This is a genomic window from Nakamurella leprariae (assembly GCF_016918035.1).
Taxonomy (GTDB): domain Bacteria; phylum Actinomycetota; class Actinomycetes; order Mycobacteriales; family Nakamurellaceae; genus Nakamurella; species Nakamurella leprariae.
In genome coordinates this window covers 30,606-46,212 of the sequence record NZ_JAERWK010000003.1, presented here as the reverse complement: position 1 = coordinate 46,212, position 15,607 = coordinate 30,606, and the positions used below count along the sequence as shown (strand labels likewise).

Sequence of the window (15,607 nt, the reverse complement as noted above, 5' to 3'; positions counted from 1 at the left end):
CGCGATCCGCCGGGGATGACCGTGACAGGGCCGCTGCGCCCGGGACTACTCGCTGGCGACTTCGGCGGGCGGCGCGACTCGCGGCGTGGACTCGGTGGACTGGTACTGCGCGAAGCTCTTCGTCACGTACCAGCGGTCCTTCCACTTCACGGCCTCGTCGTGGTACGTCGCGGCGAGGCGGACCACGGTCAGGGTGTCGCGGGGCACCAGGGTCACCAGGACGTGCGCGGTGATGATGGCCGACGGGCAGTCCGGACCGTGGGCATCACTGCGTTCCACGTGGATGACCCCGACGTTGTGCTGCGACGCCAGGTACGCGGACAGGCCCCGCTGCTGCTCGAACAGCGCATCCGGTCCGTACACCAGGAAGTCCGGGTTGGCGGGGTCGTAGCCGGCCGAGCTCTCGGCGTCCTTGGTGTAGGTCGCCCGGTAGAGCGCGAGGGCCCGATCCGCATTGTCGGGATTCGTCAGCGAGTCGGTGGCCGTCACGTAGTTGGCCTTCAGCTGGCAGATCGCCGTGTAGTCATCGGCCGACACCGGCGCGCCGACGCCCCCTGACGACTGCCGTGACGCCGCCACGGCGGTGCCGCCGGTGCCGAGCATCGTTCCGGCGACCACCAGGCCGGCCCCTCCGGCGGCGAGCAGTCCCCGTCGGGCGAGGCGTGGCCGGGCGACATCAGCATGGTCGGTGTGGGTCATTGCATTCTCCAGAGGTCGGCGCGCGTCATCGGGCATCTCCCGACCGGGAGTAGATCGCGGGCGACCTCGAAGCGTCAAGCGGGACAAGCGATGACGTCCGAATTGTCCCGCGCGTCGGGACCTCGATCCGTTCCGTACCGGAAACATCGCTTCCGATCAGCTCCCGCCAAACCCGACCGGGATCCGGGCCGGATCACCCGCCACGGGGTTTCGGCGCGCGGTCGATCCCGACTCGCGGGATTCCACCCGGAGACACGCGTGTCCGGCGAGCGGGCGAGCCCGGGACCCGCCAGGATCGCGTCCGGACCTCCTGTCTGCGCAGCCGATCTGCGCGGCGTCGGCGTCAACGCCGACTGGACGACGCCGAAGGGAACCAACACCACATGGAACTGCAGCCCGGACAGACGGCAGTCATCACCGGCGGCGGCAGCGGCATCGGACGCGAGATCGCGCTGGCCTTCGCCCGCGAGGGTCTGCATATCGTCGTCAGCGACATCGACCAGGCCCGCGCCCAGGCGGTCGCCGACGAGGCCGCAGCGCTCGGCGTCCGGTCGCTCGCGGTGGAGGTCGACACCGGCGATGCTGCGTCCGTCGAGGCGCTCGCCGATGCCGCCTATGCAGCATTCGGCGCGGTGAACGTCCTGTGCAACAACGCCGGCATCCTGCAGATGGGGCCGATCATGGAGGCCTCCCAGGACGACTGGGAATGGTTGTTCCGAGTGAACCTCTGGGGCGTGCTGAACGGCGTCCGGACCTTCGTGCCGCGCATGCGCGCACAGGGCTCGCCGGCGCACGTGGTGAACACCTCGTCGCTGTCGGGGGTGTTCGCGGTCCGGAACCTCGGCGTCTACACGGCCGCGAAGTACGGCGTCGTGGCCATCAGCGAGACGATGAAGATCGAGCTCGACGACATCGGCGTCTCCGTGCTGTGCCCCGGGCCCACCCCGAGCCAGATCACCCAGGAGATGCGCGGCACCGTGGGGGACGCACCCGCGTCCTCCAGTCTCAACCTGGGGCAGCGCGACGCCGCCGTCGTGGCGCAGTGCGTGATCGACGGCATCAAGGCCGATCGCTTCTACCTGTTCAGCCACAGCACCGGACAGGGCCCGACCGAGGCCCGGTTCAACGCCATGCTGGATGGTTTCGCGGTCGCGCCCTGACGGGTGGCGGCGTCAGAGCGTTCGCCGGGGCCGACCGCGGGAGTCCGCCGACGTCGTCATCGCTGATCTCCGAGCGCAGGTCAGTGACAGGAGGTGTCGGAGAACGATCCAGCGGTCGGACCGGGCGGGCGTCACTGACCTGCGAGCCGGATCACGATCTTGCCGGCGCCGGCCCCGGAGCGGGTGTGAGCGTCGGCCGCTTCCCGGAAGGGGAGCACCTCGCTCACGTCCGGTGTGTAGTGGCCGGCCGCACCGCTGGCTGCTGCCCGGCGGAGCAGTGAAGAGTCGTTGTCGGCATTCGCGATTCGGACGCCGAGCTCGCCGGCGCGTTGGTGGTCGGCGACCGTGACCACACGATCGACGTCGCCGACGAGCTCGACGAGGCGCGGCAGTGAGCCCGCTCCGGCCGCGTCCAGAGCCAGATCGACACCGTTCGGTGCCACGGCGCGGACGCGCTCGCGGAGGCCGTCGCCGTAGGTCACGGGGATGACGCCGAGTGCTCGGAGGCGTTCGTGGTTGGTTCCCCTCGCGGTTCCGATGACCCGTGCGCTTTCGGCGAGTGCGAAGGCAGCGGCCGCGCTGCCGACGGCACCAGCCGCGCCGTCGATGAGCAGCGTCGCGCCGGCCAGGTCGCCCAGGGCCTCCAGTGCACGCAGGGCGGTGACCGACGCCAGTCCGGCGGCGGCGGCCTGCTCGTCGGTCCATGTCGGTGGCACCGGAGCCCACGCCGTCACGACGGCGAATTCGGCGGTGGTGTCGCTGATGCCGCCGAGCCCGAAGACCTTCTCACCGATCGCGGTGTCGCCGACGCCCTCGCCGATCTCGTCGACGATGCCGACGGCGTCGCGCCCGGGGACGGTGGGCAAGGGCAGCGGGAACACCTCGCGCAGGTGTCCCGCGCGCAGGAGTCGGTCGATGGGGTTCACGCTCACGGCCAGGACGCGGATGCGGACTGCACCGGGTCCGGCGTGGGGTTCGGGACGGTCGCCGACCTCGAGAACGCTGGGGTCGCCGTAATGGTGGTACTGCACTGCGAACATGCTGAGGACGCCTTCGACTCTGGAACCGGTGACGGCCGCTGACTCATCGGAGCGAGTGGCTCGTCGTCCTGACCAGTTGAGCGTAGAATCTGACGTGAATGTCAGATTCAACCGATTGTGAACGGAGTCACGAGTGCGGATCGGCGAGCTGGCCCGACTGACCGGGTCGAGCGTCCGGTCGCTGCGGTACTACGAGGAGCAGGGACTGCTCGACTCGCAGCGCGCCGACTCCGGGGCCCACCGCGTCTTCCACGCGGATGCGGTCGACCGGGTGCGGCTCCTGCGGCAGCTGTACTCAGCCGGCCTGTCCAGCAAAGTGATCGCGTCGATCCTGCCGTGCGTCGACACTCCATCGCCGGAGCTCACCGAGGAGTCCATCGCGATCATGCAGGCCGAGTACGCACGACTCGGCGAGCAGATGGCGGCCATCGCCGACACCCGCGACCAACTGCACCACCTCATCGATCACGCCACCCGGCACCTCGCCGCCGACGTCGACCCGGCCGGCCGGTGCGCCGACACGGACCGAGCACGAACACACTCCGACTCGGGACTCGCGGTCACACCCTGACCGGTGGCGGGGACAAGACGTTCCTGAGACTGGGCTGCGGGCATCATCATGCAGGACGGTCGGATGCTTCACCGCATGCGGAGGACGAGTTTGCCTTGCAGATGGCGACTCTCGCTGAGCCGGTGAGCGTCGGCGACCTGATCGAGCGGGAAGGAGGTGATGGTCGGGAGGCGCACGGCGCCCGTGGTGACGAGCTCGGTGACGCGGTCGAGATGAGCGCGATCACGCCGCACCTCGGGATGGATCACGCCGATGTCGTCACGACTCGGCGACCGTCCTTCGGGGCCTGGTGCGCAGTACACGAGTCGGCCGCCCGGTCTGACCACGGTGGCCGACCGCCGCTGGACCTCACCACCGACGGTGTCGTAGACCAGGTCGAAGCGAGCGCCCAGGGTCGTGAAGTCGGTGCGGTGGTAGTCGATGACGTGGTCGGCGCCGAGCTGCGTCACGTAGTCCGCGTTGTTCGCGCTGCAGGTGGTGGTGACCTCAGCGCCGAGGAACTTGGCCAGCTGGATGGCGAACCCGGCGACACCACCCGCGCCGCCCTGGATCAGTACGTGCTGTCCTCGATGCAGCTCGCCGGCATCCTCGAGTCCGTAGATGGCGGTGACTCCGGCCAACGCCAGCGCCGCCGCGCCGGTGTGGTCGATGCCCGTCGGTTTGCGAGCCACGATCGCGGCCGGGATGACGATGCGCTCGGCGTACCCGCCGTCGGTGCCCCGCAGGCAGACACCGAAGACCTCGTCACCGGGCCGCAGGTCGGCGCCGTCACCGACGGTGCTGACCACCCCGGAGAAGTCGCGTCCCAGGATGTGCGGGAAGGACATGTCGTCGTACACCGTCACGCCGGCACGGACCTTGGCGTCGGCCGCGTTGACGCTGGCGGCGTGGATGTCGACCACCACCTCGCCGGCACCCGCGATGGGGTCGGGCACCTCGGCCACCTGCAGCACCTCGGTACCGCCGTAGCCGGACATCAGGACTGCTCGCATGCTGCTCCCGTTCGAGTACGTGTGCACCAATAGAGGGCGGAAGTCGCCGGTCGCGGACGATCACAGCGCCGCGGATCGCGAGCGACTGTCCATCGTGCTCGCCTGGATGATCGCACCCGAGCGTCCAACTCGGTGGAGCGCACGCCACATGCGCGCGCTCGGTGGTGTCCTCACCGCCATCGGCGTGTGCTGTTGATTGGCGCCGGCTGGTGCCGTCGGCAGCGCGGCCGCCGCCTGCCGGAGGTCTTCGCCCGGAACGCGCAGCGCTCTGGCTGGGACGCCCGTGACCCGGTGCCCCGCTCGATGCGCGACGGGCGCTGGCTCGTCGGCTGGGGCGCGGCCGGTGCGTTCCACGTGCCGGCGCGGCTGTTCGCCGACGTCTCGGTGCGGCTGCACGCGGACGGCACGGCGGTCGTCCGCTCGTCGCTGCAGGAGGTCGGCGTCGGCGTGGCCACCGCGACCGTGGCCGTCTTGGGCGTGCCGCGGACGGGTCGATGTTCGCCGGCCCTACCCAGTCGTCGTGCAGGGCGCCTCCGGCGGTCGGTATCCACGACCCGGTCGACGGCATCCGAGCTCTCCAACGTGGCCATACCGGCGAACGAGACGCCTGTGGAGCCCGAAGAAATGTCCGGCGCATAGGCACTTCGACGGTGCCGGACTGTCAGTCCCGTCGCGGCTGGCACTCCAGCCGCGATCCGGACGTCAGCCGGTCAGCGCACCTCGAACTCGGTGAGCCGGTCCCAGTGGTCGCCCGTCATGACGATGTTGCGGATCTGGGGCGTCTCAACCAGGTATTGCGGAAGGTCCGCCTGGGCCTTCATGAAGTGCGCGCTCGTCACGTGCGCCTCGGCGGCGTCCTCGGCGAACGCCTCGATGAGAACGTACTCGGTCGGGTCCTCGACGTTGCGCGACCAGTCGTAGAAGATGTTGCCCGGCTCCGCCCGAGTCCCCTCTGTGAAGTCCCGGGTCAGCTCGACCCATTGATCGGCGTACTGCGGCTTGACCTTCCACTTGACGCAGATGAAGATCATTCGAGGCTCCTCGGGAGGCGGTGGGACGGGGACGCGCCGAGCGTGCTGTTGGCGATCGTGCCACGCCGCCCGTGCTGGGGCGACCGCGGGCCGGGCTGGTCTCCCGCGCACTGGGAGAACGGTGTCACCGTCGACGGTGTCACCAGCCGCCGCCAACGCTGCCGGGCAGTCCCGCGCCAGTTCGCGCAACGCACACTGGCGATCCTGGAGGCGGTGGCGTCCCGCGGTCTCACCAGCGCCCGCGAGATCGCCGACCGCACGGGCTCTCCCATCCCGACCGTGTCGGCTCGTGCTCGAGTTGTTGCACCCGACGAACTCGTGCACCTGCTCCCTGCGGCCGCGCGCCGACCTCCAACCGGGCGACGACCCCCGGCCGGATGCACCAGCCGACCGGATCCTCACCGGTCGATGCCCTGGAGCTGCCGCAGCGCTCGCACGGCTCCCGCTCGGGCGGGCAGGGCTGCCGGGTGAGGTCGGCGACCAGGGGATCGGGGAGGCGCCAGGCGGTCACCCGCGGACCCGGCGGCGCGGCCGCGGAACGCAGGTTCGTCGCCGGAAGTGGTGGGCAGTCGGACGGATCCTCACCCCGCCCGTTGAAGGAGGTCAGCTGGATCCACGAAGGGGAGCCGAGCGCCACGCTGGGGACCGCCATCGCCGCCACTGACTGTGCCGACTCGCGCTGATGTGCGGACACCGACACACCACGCGACGTGCGATCGCCAGAACGGGAGTCAACTCGTGCCCTCGGCTTCGACGGGTGACCGGTCCTCAGCGGCACGCGCGGCTAGCCGGTGATGGTGATGCTGTACTCGCGAATCTTGCGGTAGATGGTCGCCCGGGACATCCCCAGGTCGATCGCGGCCAGACTCTTGTTCCCGCCTTGACTCTGCAACGACCGGACGATCGCGTCGCGCTCGATGGATTCGATCGACGTCAACGTCCGGCGTCCTACAGCAAGACATTCGGCGGGTAGGTCGGCCACGTCGACGACACCGCGCCGCTTGTAGGACAACACCGCGCGCAGCACCTTCTGCAGTTGGGTGACGTTCCCCGGCCAGGGATGACGCTGGAGCTGGTTCACGGCTCGGGCCGACAGGGTGATTTCCTCGGACTGCGCGATCTGCGCGAGCATCAGCGGCGCCAGGACACCGATGTCCTCACCGCGGTGGCGGAGCGGTTCCAGCGCGATGGTCACGTCGAAGATGGGAACGAGTTGTGCCAACACCGCGGGATGGTCGGCGGCCTGGTCGATCGTGGCGACGACCCAGTGGCCCTCTGCGTTCCGGGAGTGGGCTGCCTGCTGGAGCAGGATCTCGGACAGTGGTCCGATCATCCTTCCAGGAAGGAGGTCGAGGTGCCGCAGCACCAGTGTTCCAGGTGGTCCCTCGAACTCCTCCTCGACTGCGGTGAGCCAGCCCTCAGGGTCCTCGGCCGCTGTCTGGGCGTCGATCATCCGGAAGTGTCGGTCGGGCATCTCGGCGTAGTGCATCGCGCGGATCAGCGCGAACTTTCCCACGCCTTCCTCGCCCTCCAGGACGGCCCAACGGTCAGCCCGGAGGGCTTGACGGAGCGCGCTGGTGGTCCGCATCCACGATCGGCTGTGTCCGGCCAGGCCGGGCAGTCGGGGAGGCTCGACTCGGCGCTCCCCACCCTCCTTGCGGGTCGCGGTCAGCCCGACCCGGAAGACGCCGCCGGCGAGCTCCGCTCCCGAGAACGTGGGGCGGTAGTCCATCCGAGCCAGAGTTCCGCTCGGCAGATCAGCGACGAACACCGTGGGCTTCGCATTGCCGCGGGCGTCCGACGTCCTCGCCAGCAGTACCGCACGGTCCGAATCGGACAAGGACTGTTGCGCGTGGTGGTTCATCATCACCAGGTCGGAGTTCAGGGCCACGATCGGCCCGGTGGCGTGCCTGCAGGCGGCCAAGTAGTCCCGCAGGAGGGCCAGCTGCTTCCCGCCGACCGTCTGGAGCAGTTCCAGCTCGATCTGCTCTGCGACGGTCTGGGCGTAGCTCAGGAGGAGGGTGTTCCCGTTCGCGGCGGTGCAGGTGAGGTCGATGATCCCGACGATCGATCGGCTCACCGGGTGGTGGACCGGCGCGCCCGCGCACGCGAAGATGGTCAGCTCGTCGGCGAAGTGTTCGGCGCCCATGATCAGCGTGGGCTTCTCCGCCTGCAGTGCGGTGCCGATGCCGTTCGTGCCCACCCTGCCTTCGCCGAAGTCGGTACCAGGCTCGAGCGACACCCTGCGCAGGAAGCCGGACAGCGACCCGTCGGGACAGGTCTGGCGCAGGATCATGCCCGACGGCGACGCGAAGATGATGCTGATGGGCTCGCGACCGAGTCGGTCGAGCTGACGGGCCAGGACGACGTCGACGGCGGCAAGCACCTTCGGATCGGCTTCGTCGTCTCCGTAGACCGGCTGCAGGCTGCTCGGGTCGACGCCGGCCCGGGCGCTCCGCGCCCACGACTGGCGCACGACCTCGCGAACGTCCGCGCCGATGGTGCCGCTCGAGAGGTAGGCCTCCCGGGCACTGCGGTCCATGGCGGGCGGGGTTCCCTGTGACGCTGTCGTCATTGACAACGCTGCCTTTCGCTGGTATCGAGCGAACGCTTCGACAACCTGGCGCGACGAGCCGTCAGCCGGACGATCAGACTCGTCATGCCACCTGACAGGATGGGCCCCCGAGCGCTCTGGCGGTGTATCGAAATGAGACAGCCCGCCGCGGTCGGCCGCTGCTGTGACCGAAGTCACAGCGCCTCTCATTTTGAGACAGACGATCGTGCTCGGGTCGATCACGCTCAGGTCACACCGGCAACCGCCCGATCCCTGGCAGCGCCCGGCCGTGACCCGAGGAGGCCAGCAGTGAGCAGACAAAGTCTGACGAAGGCCCACGCCAAGATCTCCGAGCTGACGTGGGAACCGACCTTCGCGACACCCGCCACCAAGTTCGGAACGGACTACACGTTCGAGAAGGCGCCCAAGAAGGATCCGCTCAAGCAGATCATGCGGTCGTACTTCCCGATGGAAGAAGAGAAGGACAATCGCGTCTTCGGCGCGATGGACGGCGCGATCCGCGGCAACATGTTCCGCCAGGTCCAGCAGCGCTGGATGGAGTGGCAGAAGTTGTTCCTCTCGATCATCCCGTTCCCCGAGATCTCGGCTGCCCGGGCGATGCCCTTGGCGATCGACGCCGTGCCCAACCCGGAAATCCACAACGGGCTCGCGGTGCAGATGATCGATGAGGTGCGCCACTCGACGATCCAGATGAACCTCAAGAAGCTCTACATGAACAACTACATCGACCCGGCCGGCTTCGACATGACCGAGAAGGCTTTCGCGAACAACTACGCCGGCACCATCGGCCGCCAGTTCGGCGAAGGCTTCATCACCGGCGACGCCATCACCGCGGCGAACATCTACCTCACCGTGGTCGCCGAAACCGCATTCACCAACACCCTCTTCGTCGCCATGCCCGACGAAGCCGCGGCCAACGGCGACTACCTGCTGCCAACGGTGTTCCACTCGGTCCAGTCCGACGAGTCTCGGCACATCTCCAACGGCTACTCGATCCTTCTGATGGCACTGGCCGACGAGCGCAACCGGCCGCTGCTGGAGCGCGACATGCGGTATGCCTGGTGGAACAACCACTGCGTCGTCGACGCGGCCATCGGGACGTTCATCGAGTACGGCACCAAGGACCGTCGCAAGGACCGTGAGTCCTACGCAGAGATGTGGCAGCGGTGGATCTACGACGACTACTACCGGAGCTACCTGCTGCCACTGGAGAAGTATGGCCTGGTGATCCCGCACGATCTCGTCGAGGAGGCGTGGAACCGGATCACCAAGAAGTTCTACGTCCACGAGGTCGCCCGGTTCTTCGCCACGGGGTGGCCGGTGAACTACTGGCGCATCGACGGGATGACCGATGCCGACTTCGAGTGGTTCGAGGACAAGTACCCCGGCTGGTACGCCCGGTTCGGGAAGTGGTGGGAGGCCTACAACCGGCTGAAGTACCCCGGCAAGAACAAGCCGATCGCCTTCGAGGACGTTGGCTACGAGTACCCGCACCGCTGCTGGACCTGCATGGTTCCGGCGCTCATCCGGGAGGACATGGTCGTCGACAAGGTCGACGGGCAGTGGCGGACCTACTGCTCGGAGACGTGTGCCTGGACCGACACGACCGCGTTCCGGCCGGAGTACCAAGGTCGCGAGACGCCGAACATGGGCCGGCTGACCGGTGCACGTGAGTGGGAGACGTTGCACCACGGCAAGGATCTCGCCGACATCATCAAGGACCTCGGTTACGTGCGCGACGACGGCAAGACCCTCATCCCGCAGCCGCACCTGGATCTCGACGATCCCAAGAAGCTGTGGACGCTCGACGACGTCCGTGGCATCCCCTTCGGGAGCCCGAACGTCACGCTCAACCAGATGACCGACGCCGAGCGGGATGCGTGGGCAGCCTCCTACCGCGCGAACAAGAACGTCTCGGTCTGATCGGTTCGGGCGCTTCCGCCCCCGGAACCGGGAGTTCCGTGCCGGACCGCGCGCCGTCCTGACCGACGGCGTGCGGCCCGGCGGTTCTCGCTCTCCGCACACCCCCACCCCCACGAGCTTCGAAGGAGGATGCCGAATGGGCGAGACGCACCGAATCAACTTCGAACCTGTTGACATCCAGATGGAGGTCGGCGAGGACGAGAAGATCCTCGATGCCGCCTTCCGGCAGGGCATCCACCTCATGCACGGCTGCCGGGAAGGGCAGTGCTCCGCCTGCAAGTCGTACGTCCTCGACGGCGAGATCCAGATGGAGCGCTACTCGACCTTCGCCTGCAACGACGCTGAGGTCGCGGAAGGCTACGTCCTGCTCTGCCGGGCGCACGCGTACACCGACTGCACCATCGAGCTGCTCAACTTCGACGAAGACGAGCTCCTCGGCGGCGTGCCGATCCAGGACGTCCGGACCAGGATCACCGCCATCGAGCCCAAGACGCGAGACATCGTGTCGTTGCGGCTGGTGGCGGTGGAGCCCGAGACCTACGAGTTCAAGCCGGGCCAGTACAGCGACATCAGCATCCCGGGGACGGACGAACACCGGTCGTTCTCGATGGCGACGACACAGTCCACGCCCGGGGAGATCGAATTCCTCATCAAGAAGTACCCGGGCGGGAAGTTCTCCACCCTCCTCGAGGCCGGCCTCGCCGTGGGCGACGAGCTGCACGTCAACGGTCCCTTCGGCTCGTTCACGATCAAGGACGGGCATGCGCTGCCCGTCGTGTGCATCGGCGGAGGCGCCGGAATGGCGCCGATCCTGTCGATCCTTCGGCACATGAACGAGACCGGGAGCACGCGGCCGGTGCGGTTCTACTACGGCGCACGGACAGCGTCAGACCTGTTCTACGTCGACGAGATCCTCAAGCTGGGCGAGGGACTCCGCGACTTCGAGTACGTGGCATGCCTGTCAGAACCGCTCCCGGACGTCGGCCCACCCGAGGCCGACAGGCTCCCGGCTTCGGTCGTCCCCGAGGCCGGCAACGTGACACAGGTCGTGGCGCGGCGCGAGTCCGCACTGGCCAGGTGCGAGGTCTACCTGTGCGGTCCGCCGCCCATGGTCGAAGCCGCACTGTTCTTCCTGGACGCACAGGGGGTGCCGAAGGACCAGGTGTTCTACGACTCTTTCACCAGCCCGGCAGCTGCCGCGACCTGATCACCACTCATCCGCGCTCCACGACACAACAACGGGGTTGACATGGTTGACACCACCGTCCCGAAGACGCGCAGCTTTCCCAAGATCGAGTTCACCGACTCCGAGGCCGGCGCCAAGGAGTTCCCCAGCTCGAAGAGCCGAACCTACAGCTACTACAAGCCGGCCAAGCTCAGGTCGACGATGTACGAGGACGTCACAGTCGACGTGCAGCCCGACCCCGACCGCCATCTGACACAGGGCTGGCTCTACGGCTTCGGTGACGGACCGGGGGGCTACCCGGTCGAGTGGACCAAGGCCGTCTCGACGAACTGGCACGCATTCCTTGATCCCAACGAGGAATGGGAGCAGACGATCTACCGGAACAATGCTGCCGTGGTGCGCCAGGTGAGTCTGTGCCTGGACAACGCCAAGCGTGCGCGGGCCTACTCGCACTGGACGCCGACCTGGAGCACGTTCATCGCGCGCAACCTCGGCGCCTGGATGCACGTGGAGAACGGTCTCGCGCTGCACGTGTTCACCCCTGCGAACCGGCAGGGTCCGACGAACATGATCAACACTTCGCTGTGCGTCGCGGCCGCACACAAGATGCGCTTCGCGCAGGATCTGGCGTTGTTCAACCTCGATCTCTCCGAGGCGGACATCGCGTTCGACGGCAGCGTGCACAAGGACGTGTGGCAGAACGCCCCCGAGTGGCAGCCCACCCGGCAGCTGGTCGAGGAGATCACTGCGGTGCACGACTGGGGCGAGCAGGTTTTCGCCACCAGCATCGTGCTCGAGCAGCTGGTCGGACAGCTGTTCCGCAGCGAGCTGGTCATGCAGATCGCCGCCAGGAACGGCGACTACGTCACCCCGACCATCGTGGGGACGGGCGAGAACGACTACGCCCGGGACCTTGCCGGCAGCCGGGCCCTGTTCAAGATGCTCACCCGTGACGAGCAGCACGGCGCCGCCAACAAGGTGCTCTTCGAGGGCTGGCTGGCGACCTGGGTACCGAAGGCGATCGCCGCCGCGCGGGCTCTTCAGCCCATCTGGAGCCAGCCGGCTGAGAAGACCATCACCTTCGCCACATCGTTCGACGCGGCGCAGGAGAAGTTCCGCCAGTTGCTCGATGAGATCGGGCTCGACACACCGAAGGAGCTGGACCGATGAGCATGCAGTTCGGGTCTGAGGCGTCGTTCTCCAACATGTGCGGCGTCACCCTGATGAACACTCCCGTCGGTCGGGTGGTCGCCGAGGTCATGGGCGGCAAGGACGGCGTCGAACTCGTGGAATATCCGTCGATGATCCGGGTGGACGGGGTGAAGCTGCTCGACTTCGACTACGAGGAGCTCACCAACGTCCTCGGCGAGGACTTCGACGGGTCGACGTTGGAGGAGATCTCCTCGACCCACTACGGGCGGATGGTGCACCTCGACGACCGCACCCTGCTGTTCGCCTCGCCCGAGGACGCCAAGAAGTACATCGGGTTTGACCTCGAGAGCGTCTGACATCGCGGCTGGTGTCTGCCACCGGTCCGGAGGTGGCAGGCACCAGCCGGTCGGCGCTCCGACAGCACGAGAGCTCTTCAGGTCCAGAACAACGAAGTGAGGACGCCATGTACGAGAAAGATGGTCAGAGGTACTACGTCGTCGATGCCCACATCGCGCTCTGGGACGCCCGCGAGTCCAACCAGCGGAACGTCCACGGCAAGCAGTTCATCGATTGCTTCTACGACTACCACAAGAACCTGAGCCCGGCCGAAGAGCTCTGGGACTACGATCTGTATACCTACTATGGCGGCGAACGCCTGATGAAGGACGTCTTCGTGGACGGCTACGTCGATCACGCGATCTTCCAGCCGGCTCGACTCGGTGAGTTCTACAACACCGGATTCGGTCAGACCGAGGAGGCGTGGGCGCTGACCCAGGCGAACCCGGGCAAGTTGACGTACAACCACAACTTCGATCCCCGGTACGAGCAGGCCGGGCTGGATCAGCTCAGGCGTGACGCCGAGCGGTTCGGGCTCAAGGGCGTCAAGTTGTACACCGCGGAGTGGCACGGCGACTCGCGCGGGTACAAGTTGACCGACAGGTGGACCTACAAGTACCTCGAGGTCTGTCAGGAGCTCGGGATCACGAACATCCACATCCACAAGGGCCCGACGATCCTCCCGCTGGACCGGGACGCGTTCGACGTGGCCGATGTCGATGCGGTGGCCACCGACTTCCAGGGACTGAACTTCGTCGTCGAGCACTGTGGTCTGCCTCGCCTGGAGGACTTCTGCTGGATCGCGACCCAAGAGTCGAACGTCCATGCCGGTCTGGCGGTGGCGATACCCTTCATCCACACCCGACCCCGGTACTTCGCGCAGATCATCGGCGAACTGCTGTACTGGATCGGCGAGGACAAGATCCAGTTCTCGAGCGACTATGCGCTCTGGACACCGCGGTGGCTGATCGAGAAGTTCGTCGACTTCCAGATCCCGCAGGACATGACCGAGTACGCCCCTCTCACCACGACGGCCAAGCGCAAGATCCTCGGTCTGAACGCGGCCAGGATGTACGGCCTCGACGTTCCCGAGGAGCTGCGGATCGCCGATGACGGCGAGCCGGGTCTCGAGGTGGCCGCCGGCGCGCAGGAGGCGTTGGCGTCATGACGACCATGTCCACGCCCCTGGGAGCCGCGGTGTGGGACGCACTCGGGACGGTCGCGGACCCAGAGCTCGACGAACCGATCACCGACCTGGGCTTCGTCCGGTCGGTGCGGATCGACGACGACGGCATCGAGGTCCACCTGCGGCTGCCCAGTTCGTTCTGCGCCCCGAACTTCGCGTACCTCATGGCCTCCGATGCGCTGGACGCGCTGCGGGGCGTCCCCGCGATCGGCGAGGTGACGGTACGGCTCGACGACCACCACGACTCCGACAAGATCAATGCGGGCCTGGCCGCCGATGCCGGCTACCGGGGCACCTTCGGCGGGGAAGCGGCGGACAGCCTCGACCAGCTGCGCCTCACCTTCCTGCGTAAGGCTCACACGGCGGCGATGGAACGCAGCGTCGAACGACTGCTGCGGAGCTCCGCCTGGACGCTCGAAGAGCTCGGCTGGTTGACACTGGCAGACCTGCCGGCTTCGCCGTCGACCGAGGCGCTCATCCGTCGGCGTCGGGACATCGGGCTCAGATCCTGCGGTTCCGACCGGGTCCTGGTCGACGACACCGGCACCGCCGTCCCCTTCGCTGAGATCCCGCTGCGGCTCCGGTTCGCCAAGTCGGTGCGGATCTCGATCGACGGCAACGCCCACTTCTGTCGTGGGTTGTTGGCGACCCGGTACGAGGATTCCGATCCGCACGGGCTCGTCCGCCAGGTGACAAACACCCGGAGGTCGACGTGAAGGCGGTGCAGGTGCTCGCCTACCACCAGGACATGGAACTGAGGGATGTCGACGAGCCGGTCATCTCCGGTCCGCTCGACGTGATCGTTCGCGTCGGAGCAGCCGGCGTCTGCCGGACGGACCTGCACATCCTCGAGGGCCAGTGGACCGAGAAGAGCGGCGTCGTCCTGCCGTACACGATTGGTCACGAGAACGCGGGTTGGGTCCACGCGGTCGGCGACGCGGTCACCAACGTCGCGGTGGGCGACAAGGTGATCGTCCACCCGCTGATGACCTGCGGTCTGTGCCGGGCCTGCCGTCTCGGGGACGACGTGCACTGTGAGAACAACCAGTTCCCGGGGATCAACACCGACGGTGGATATGCCGAGTACCTGCGGACCAGTGCACGGAGCTGCGTCAAGCTCGACGACTCGCTCGAACCAGCCGATGTCGCCGCCCTCGCCGACGCGGGACTGACGGCGCAGCACGCGTGCGCGAAGGCCGCCCGGGTCCTCAGACCGGGTGAGTTCTGCGTGATCATCGGCGCCGGCGGTCTCGGCCACATCGGCATCCAGTGCATGAAGGCGATGTCCTCGGCGACCCTCGTGGTCGTCGATCGCAATCCCGAAGCGCTTGCACTCGCTCGGGAGGTCGGTGCCGATCACACCGTGGTCGCGGACGGCTCGCACGTCGACGCCGTGCGCACGCTGACCGGAGGCCGTGGCGCCGCAGCCGTGCTCGACTTCGTCGGTGAGGGCGGGGCCACTGCCGATGGCGTTGCGATGCTGCGCAACGCCGGGACCTTCTACGTCATCGGCTACGGCGAGAACATCGACATCCCGACCATCGACGTCATCTCGACCGAGATCAACGTCGTCGGCAACCTGGTCGGCAGTTACACCGACCTGCAGGACCTGATGGCCCTGGCGGCTCAGGGCAAGGTCACCTTGCACACCGTGCAGTACAAGCTCGCCGACTTCCAACAGGCCCTCGACGACCTGGGGGCCGGGAAGATCCGCGGTCGGGCGATCCTCGTGCCCTGACGGATCGGCCCACACCGC

General features: G+C 67.5%; 16 protein-coding genes. 11 read left to right on the top strand and 5 right to left on the bottom strand.

The window, feature by feature from the left end:
* Positions 1 to 45 precede the first annotated feature (45 nt).
* Entirely contained in the window at positions 46 to 699 is a 654-nt protein-coding gene (locus JL106_RS01470) for a nuclear transport factor 2 family protein (protein WP_205258906.1), read from the bottom strand.
* Between the two features lie 383 nt (positions 700 to 1,082).
* Here JL106_RS01470 and JL106_RS01465 point away from each other — a divergent pair, with 383 nt between their 5' ends.
* Entirely contained in the window at positions 1,083 to 1,859 is a 777-nt protein-coding gene (locus JL106_RS01465; protein WP_205258905.1) for an SDR family NAD(P)-dependent oxidoreductase, read from the top strand.
* A 131-nt stretch (positions 1,860 to 1,990) separates the two neighbouring features.
* Here the strand turns inward: JL106_RS01465 and JL106_RS01460 are convergent, their stop codons facing one another.
* The gene (locus JL106_RS01460; RefSeq protein ID WP_407940064.1) at positions 1,991 to 2,899 is read right to left on the bottom strand and encodes an NADP-dependent oxidoreductase; all 909 of its coding nucleotides are present in this window, start codon (positions 2,897 to 2,899) and stop codon (positions 1,991 to 1,993) included.
* 133 nt (positions 2,900 to 3,032) lie between these two features.
* Here JL106_RS01460 and JL106_RS01455 point away from each other — a divergent pair, with 133 nt between their 5' ends.
* Positions 3,033 to 3,470, top strand: coding sequence for a MerR family transcriptional regulator (locus tag JL106_RS01455; RefSeq protein ID WP_205258903.1), 438 nt, complete (start codon positions 3,033 to 3,035; stop codon positions 3,468 to 3,470).
* A gap of 68 nt (positions 3,471 to 3,538) precedes the next feature.
* Here the strand turns inward: JL106_RS01455 and JL106_RS01450 are convergent, their stop codons facing one another.
* Positions 3,539 to 4,462: an NADP-dependent oxidoreductase gene (locus tag JL106_RS01450; RefSeq protein ID WP_205258902.1), complete on the bottom strand. Its 924-nt coding sequence runs from the start codon at positions 4,460 to 4,462 to the stop codon at positions 3,539 to 3,541.
* Between JL106_RS01450 and JL106_RS01445 the strand changes: the two genes are divergently transcribed.
* Positions 4,461 to 4,658, top strand: coding sequence for a hypothetical protein (locus tag JL106_RS01445; protein WP_205258901.1), 198 nt, complete (start codon positions 4,461 to 4,463; stop codon positions 4,656 to 4,658). The genes JL106_RS01450 and JL106_RS01445 overlap by 2 nt on opposite strands.
* Positions 4,659 to 4,765: 107 nt before the next feature.
* On the top strand, positions 4,766 to 5,101 hold the full coding sequence (locus JL106_RS01440; protein ID WP_328840957.1) for a hypothetical protein: 336 nt from the start codon (positions 4,766 to 4,768) through the stop codon (positions 5,099 to 5,101).
* 71 nt (positions 5,102 to 5,172) lie between these two features.
* Here JL106_RS01440 and JL106_RS01435 read toward each other — a convergent pair whose 3' ends face one another.
* Both JL106_RS01435 and JL106_RS21845 read right to left on the bottom strand, forming a co-directional pair.
* Positions 5,173 to 5,493 carry a putative quinol monooxygenase gene (locus JL106_RS01435; RefSeq protein WP_205258899.1) on the bottom strand — a complete coding sequence of 107 codons (321 nt, stop codon included), beginning with the start codon at positions 5,491 to 5,493 and terminating at the stop codon, positions 5,173 to 5,175.
* 784 nt (positions 5,494 to 6,277) lie between these two features.
* A complete protein-coding gene (locus tag JL106_RS21845) occupies positions 6,278 to 8,245 on the bottom strand; it encodes a sigma-54-dependent Fis family transcriptional regulator (protein WP_205258898.1) in 1,968 nt (655 codons plus the stop codon).
* Positions 8,246 to 8,356: 111 nt separating this feature from the next.
* Between JL106_RS21845 and JL106_RS01425 the strand changes: the two genes are divergently transcribed.
* The 7 genes from JL106_RS01425 (at position 8,357) to JL106_RS01395 (ending at position 15,589) form a co-directional block, all read left to right on the top strand.
* A complete protein-coding gene (locus JL106_RS01425; protein WP_205258897.1) occupies positions 8,357 to 9,991 on the top strand; it encodes a ferritin family protein in 1,635 nt (544 codons plus the stop codon).
* A 136-nt stretch (positions 9,992 to 10,127) separates the two neighbouring features.
* Positions 10,128 to 11,198, top strand: a complete 1,071-nt coding sequence (locus tag JL106_RS01420) for an FAD-binding oxidoreductase (protein ID WP_205258896.1) — start codon at positions 10,128 to 10,130, stop codon at positions 11,196 to 11,198.
* Between the two features lie 42 nt (positions 11,199 to 11,240).
* A complete protein-coding gene (locus JL106_RS01415; protein WP_205258895.1) occupies positions 11,241 to 12,347 on the top strand; it encodes an aromatic/alkene monooxygenase hydroxylase subunit beta in 1,107 nt (368 codons plus the stop codon).
* A complete protein-coding gene (mimD, locus tag JL106_RS01410; RefSeq protein ID WP_205258894.1) occupies positions 12,344 to 12,685 on the top strand; it encodes a propane 2-monooxygenase effector subunit MimD in 342 nt (113 codons plus the stop codon). The genes JL106_RS01415 and mimD overlap by 4 nt, the downstream gene beginning before the upstream one ends.
* 107 nt (positions 12,686 to 12,792) lie before the next feature.
* Positions 12,793 to 13,833 (top strand): amidohydrolase family protein, encoded by a 1,041-nt coding sequence (locus tag JL106_RS01405; RefSeq protein WP_205258893.1) that lies wholly within the window; start codon positions 12,793 to 12,795, stop codon positions 13,831 to 13,833.
* Positions 13,830 to 14,567 (top strand): metal-sulfur cluster assembly factor, encoded by a 738-nt coding sequence (locus JL106_RS01400; protein WP_205258892.1) that lies wholly within the window; start codon positions 13,830 to 13,832, stop codon positions 14,565 to 14,567. The genes JL106_RS01405 and JL106_RS01400 overlap by 4 nt, the downstream gene beginning before the upstream one ends.
* Entirely contained in the window at positions 14,564 to 15,589 is a 1,026-nt protein-coding gene (locus JL106_RS01395; protein ID WP_205258891.1) for an NAD(P)-dependent alcohol dehydrogenase, read from the top strand. Before JL106_RS01400 ends, JL106_RS01395 begins: the two co-directional genes overlap by 4 nt.
* The last annotated feature ends 18 nt before the right edge of the window (positions 15,590 to 15,607 follow it).

What these genes read in the sequence shown, in the direction of transcription:
- JL106_RS01470 (WP_205258906.1), bottom strand. Translation starts at nt 699, where the DNA reads ATGACCCACACCGACCATGCTGATGTCGCCCGGCCACGCCTCGCCCGA.
- JL106_RS01465 (WP_205258905.1), top strand. Translation starts at nt 1,083, where the DNA reads ATGGAACTGCAGCCCGGACAGACGGCAGTCATCACCGGCGGCGGCAGC.
- JL106_RS01460 (WP_407940064.1), bottom strand. Translation starts at nt 2,899, where the DNA reads ATGTTCGCAGTGCAGTACCACCATTACGGCGACCCCAGCGTTCTCGAG.
- JL106_RS01445 (WP_205258901.1), top strand. Translation starts at nt 4,461, where the DNA reads ATGCTGCTCCCGTTCGAGTACGTGTGCACCAATAGAGGGCGGAAGTCG.
- JL106_RS01450 (WP_205258902.1), bottom strand. Translation starts at nt 4,462, where the DNA reads ATGCGAGCAGTCCTGATGTCCGGCTACGGCGGTACCGAGGTGCTGCAG.
- JL106_RS01440 (WP_328840957.1), top strand. Translation starts at nt 4,766, where the DNA reads ATGCGCGACGGGCGCTGGCTCGTCGGCTGGGGCGCGGCCGGTGCGTTC.
- JL106_RS01435 (WP_205258899.1), bottom strand. Translation starts at nt 5,493, where the DNA reads ATGATCTTCATCTGCGTCAAGTGGAAGGTCAAGCCGCAGTACGCCGAT.
- JL106_RS01420 (WP_205258896.1), top strand. Translation starts at nt 10,128, where the DNA reads ATGGGCGAGACGCACCGAATCAACTTCGAACCTGTTGACATCCAGATG.
- JL106_RS01415 (WP_205258895.1), top strand. Translation starts at nt 11,241, where the DNA reads ATGGTTGACACCACCGTCCCGAAGACGCGCAGCTTTCCCAAGATCGAG.
- mimD (WP_205258894.1), top strand. Translation starts at nt 12,344, where the DNA reads ATGAGCATGCAGTTCGGGTCTGAGGCGTCGTTCTCCAACATGTGCGGC.
- JL106_RS01405 (WP_205258893.1), top strand. Translation starts at nt 12,793, where the DNA reads ATGTACGAGAAAGATGGTCAGAGGTACTACGTCGTCGATGCCCACATC.
- JL106_RS01400 (WP_205258892.1), top strand. Translation starts at nt 13,830, where the DNA reads ATGACGACCATGTCCACGCCCCTGGGAGCCGCGGTGTGGGACGCACTC.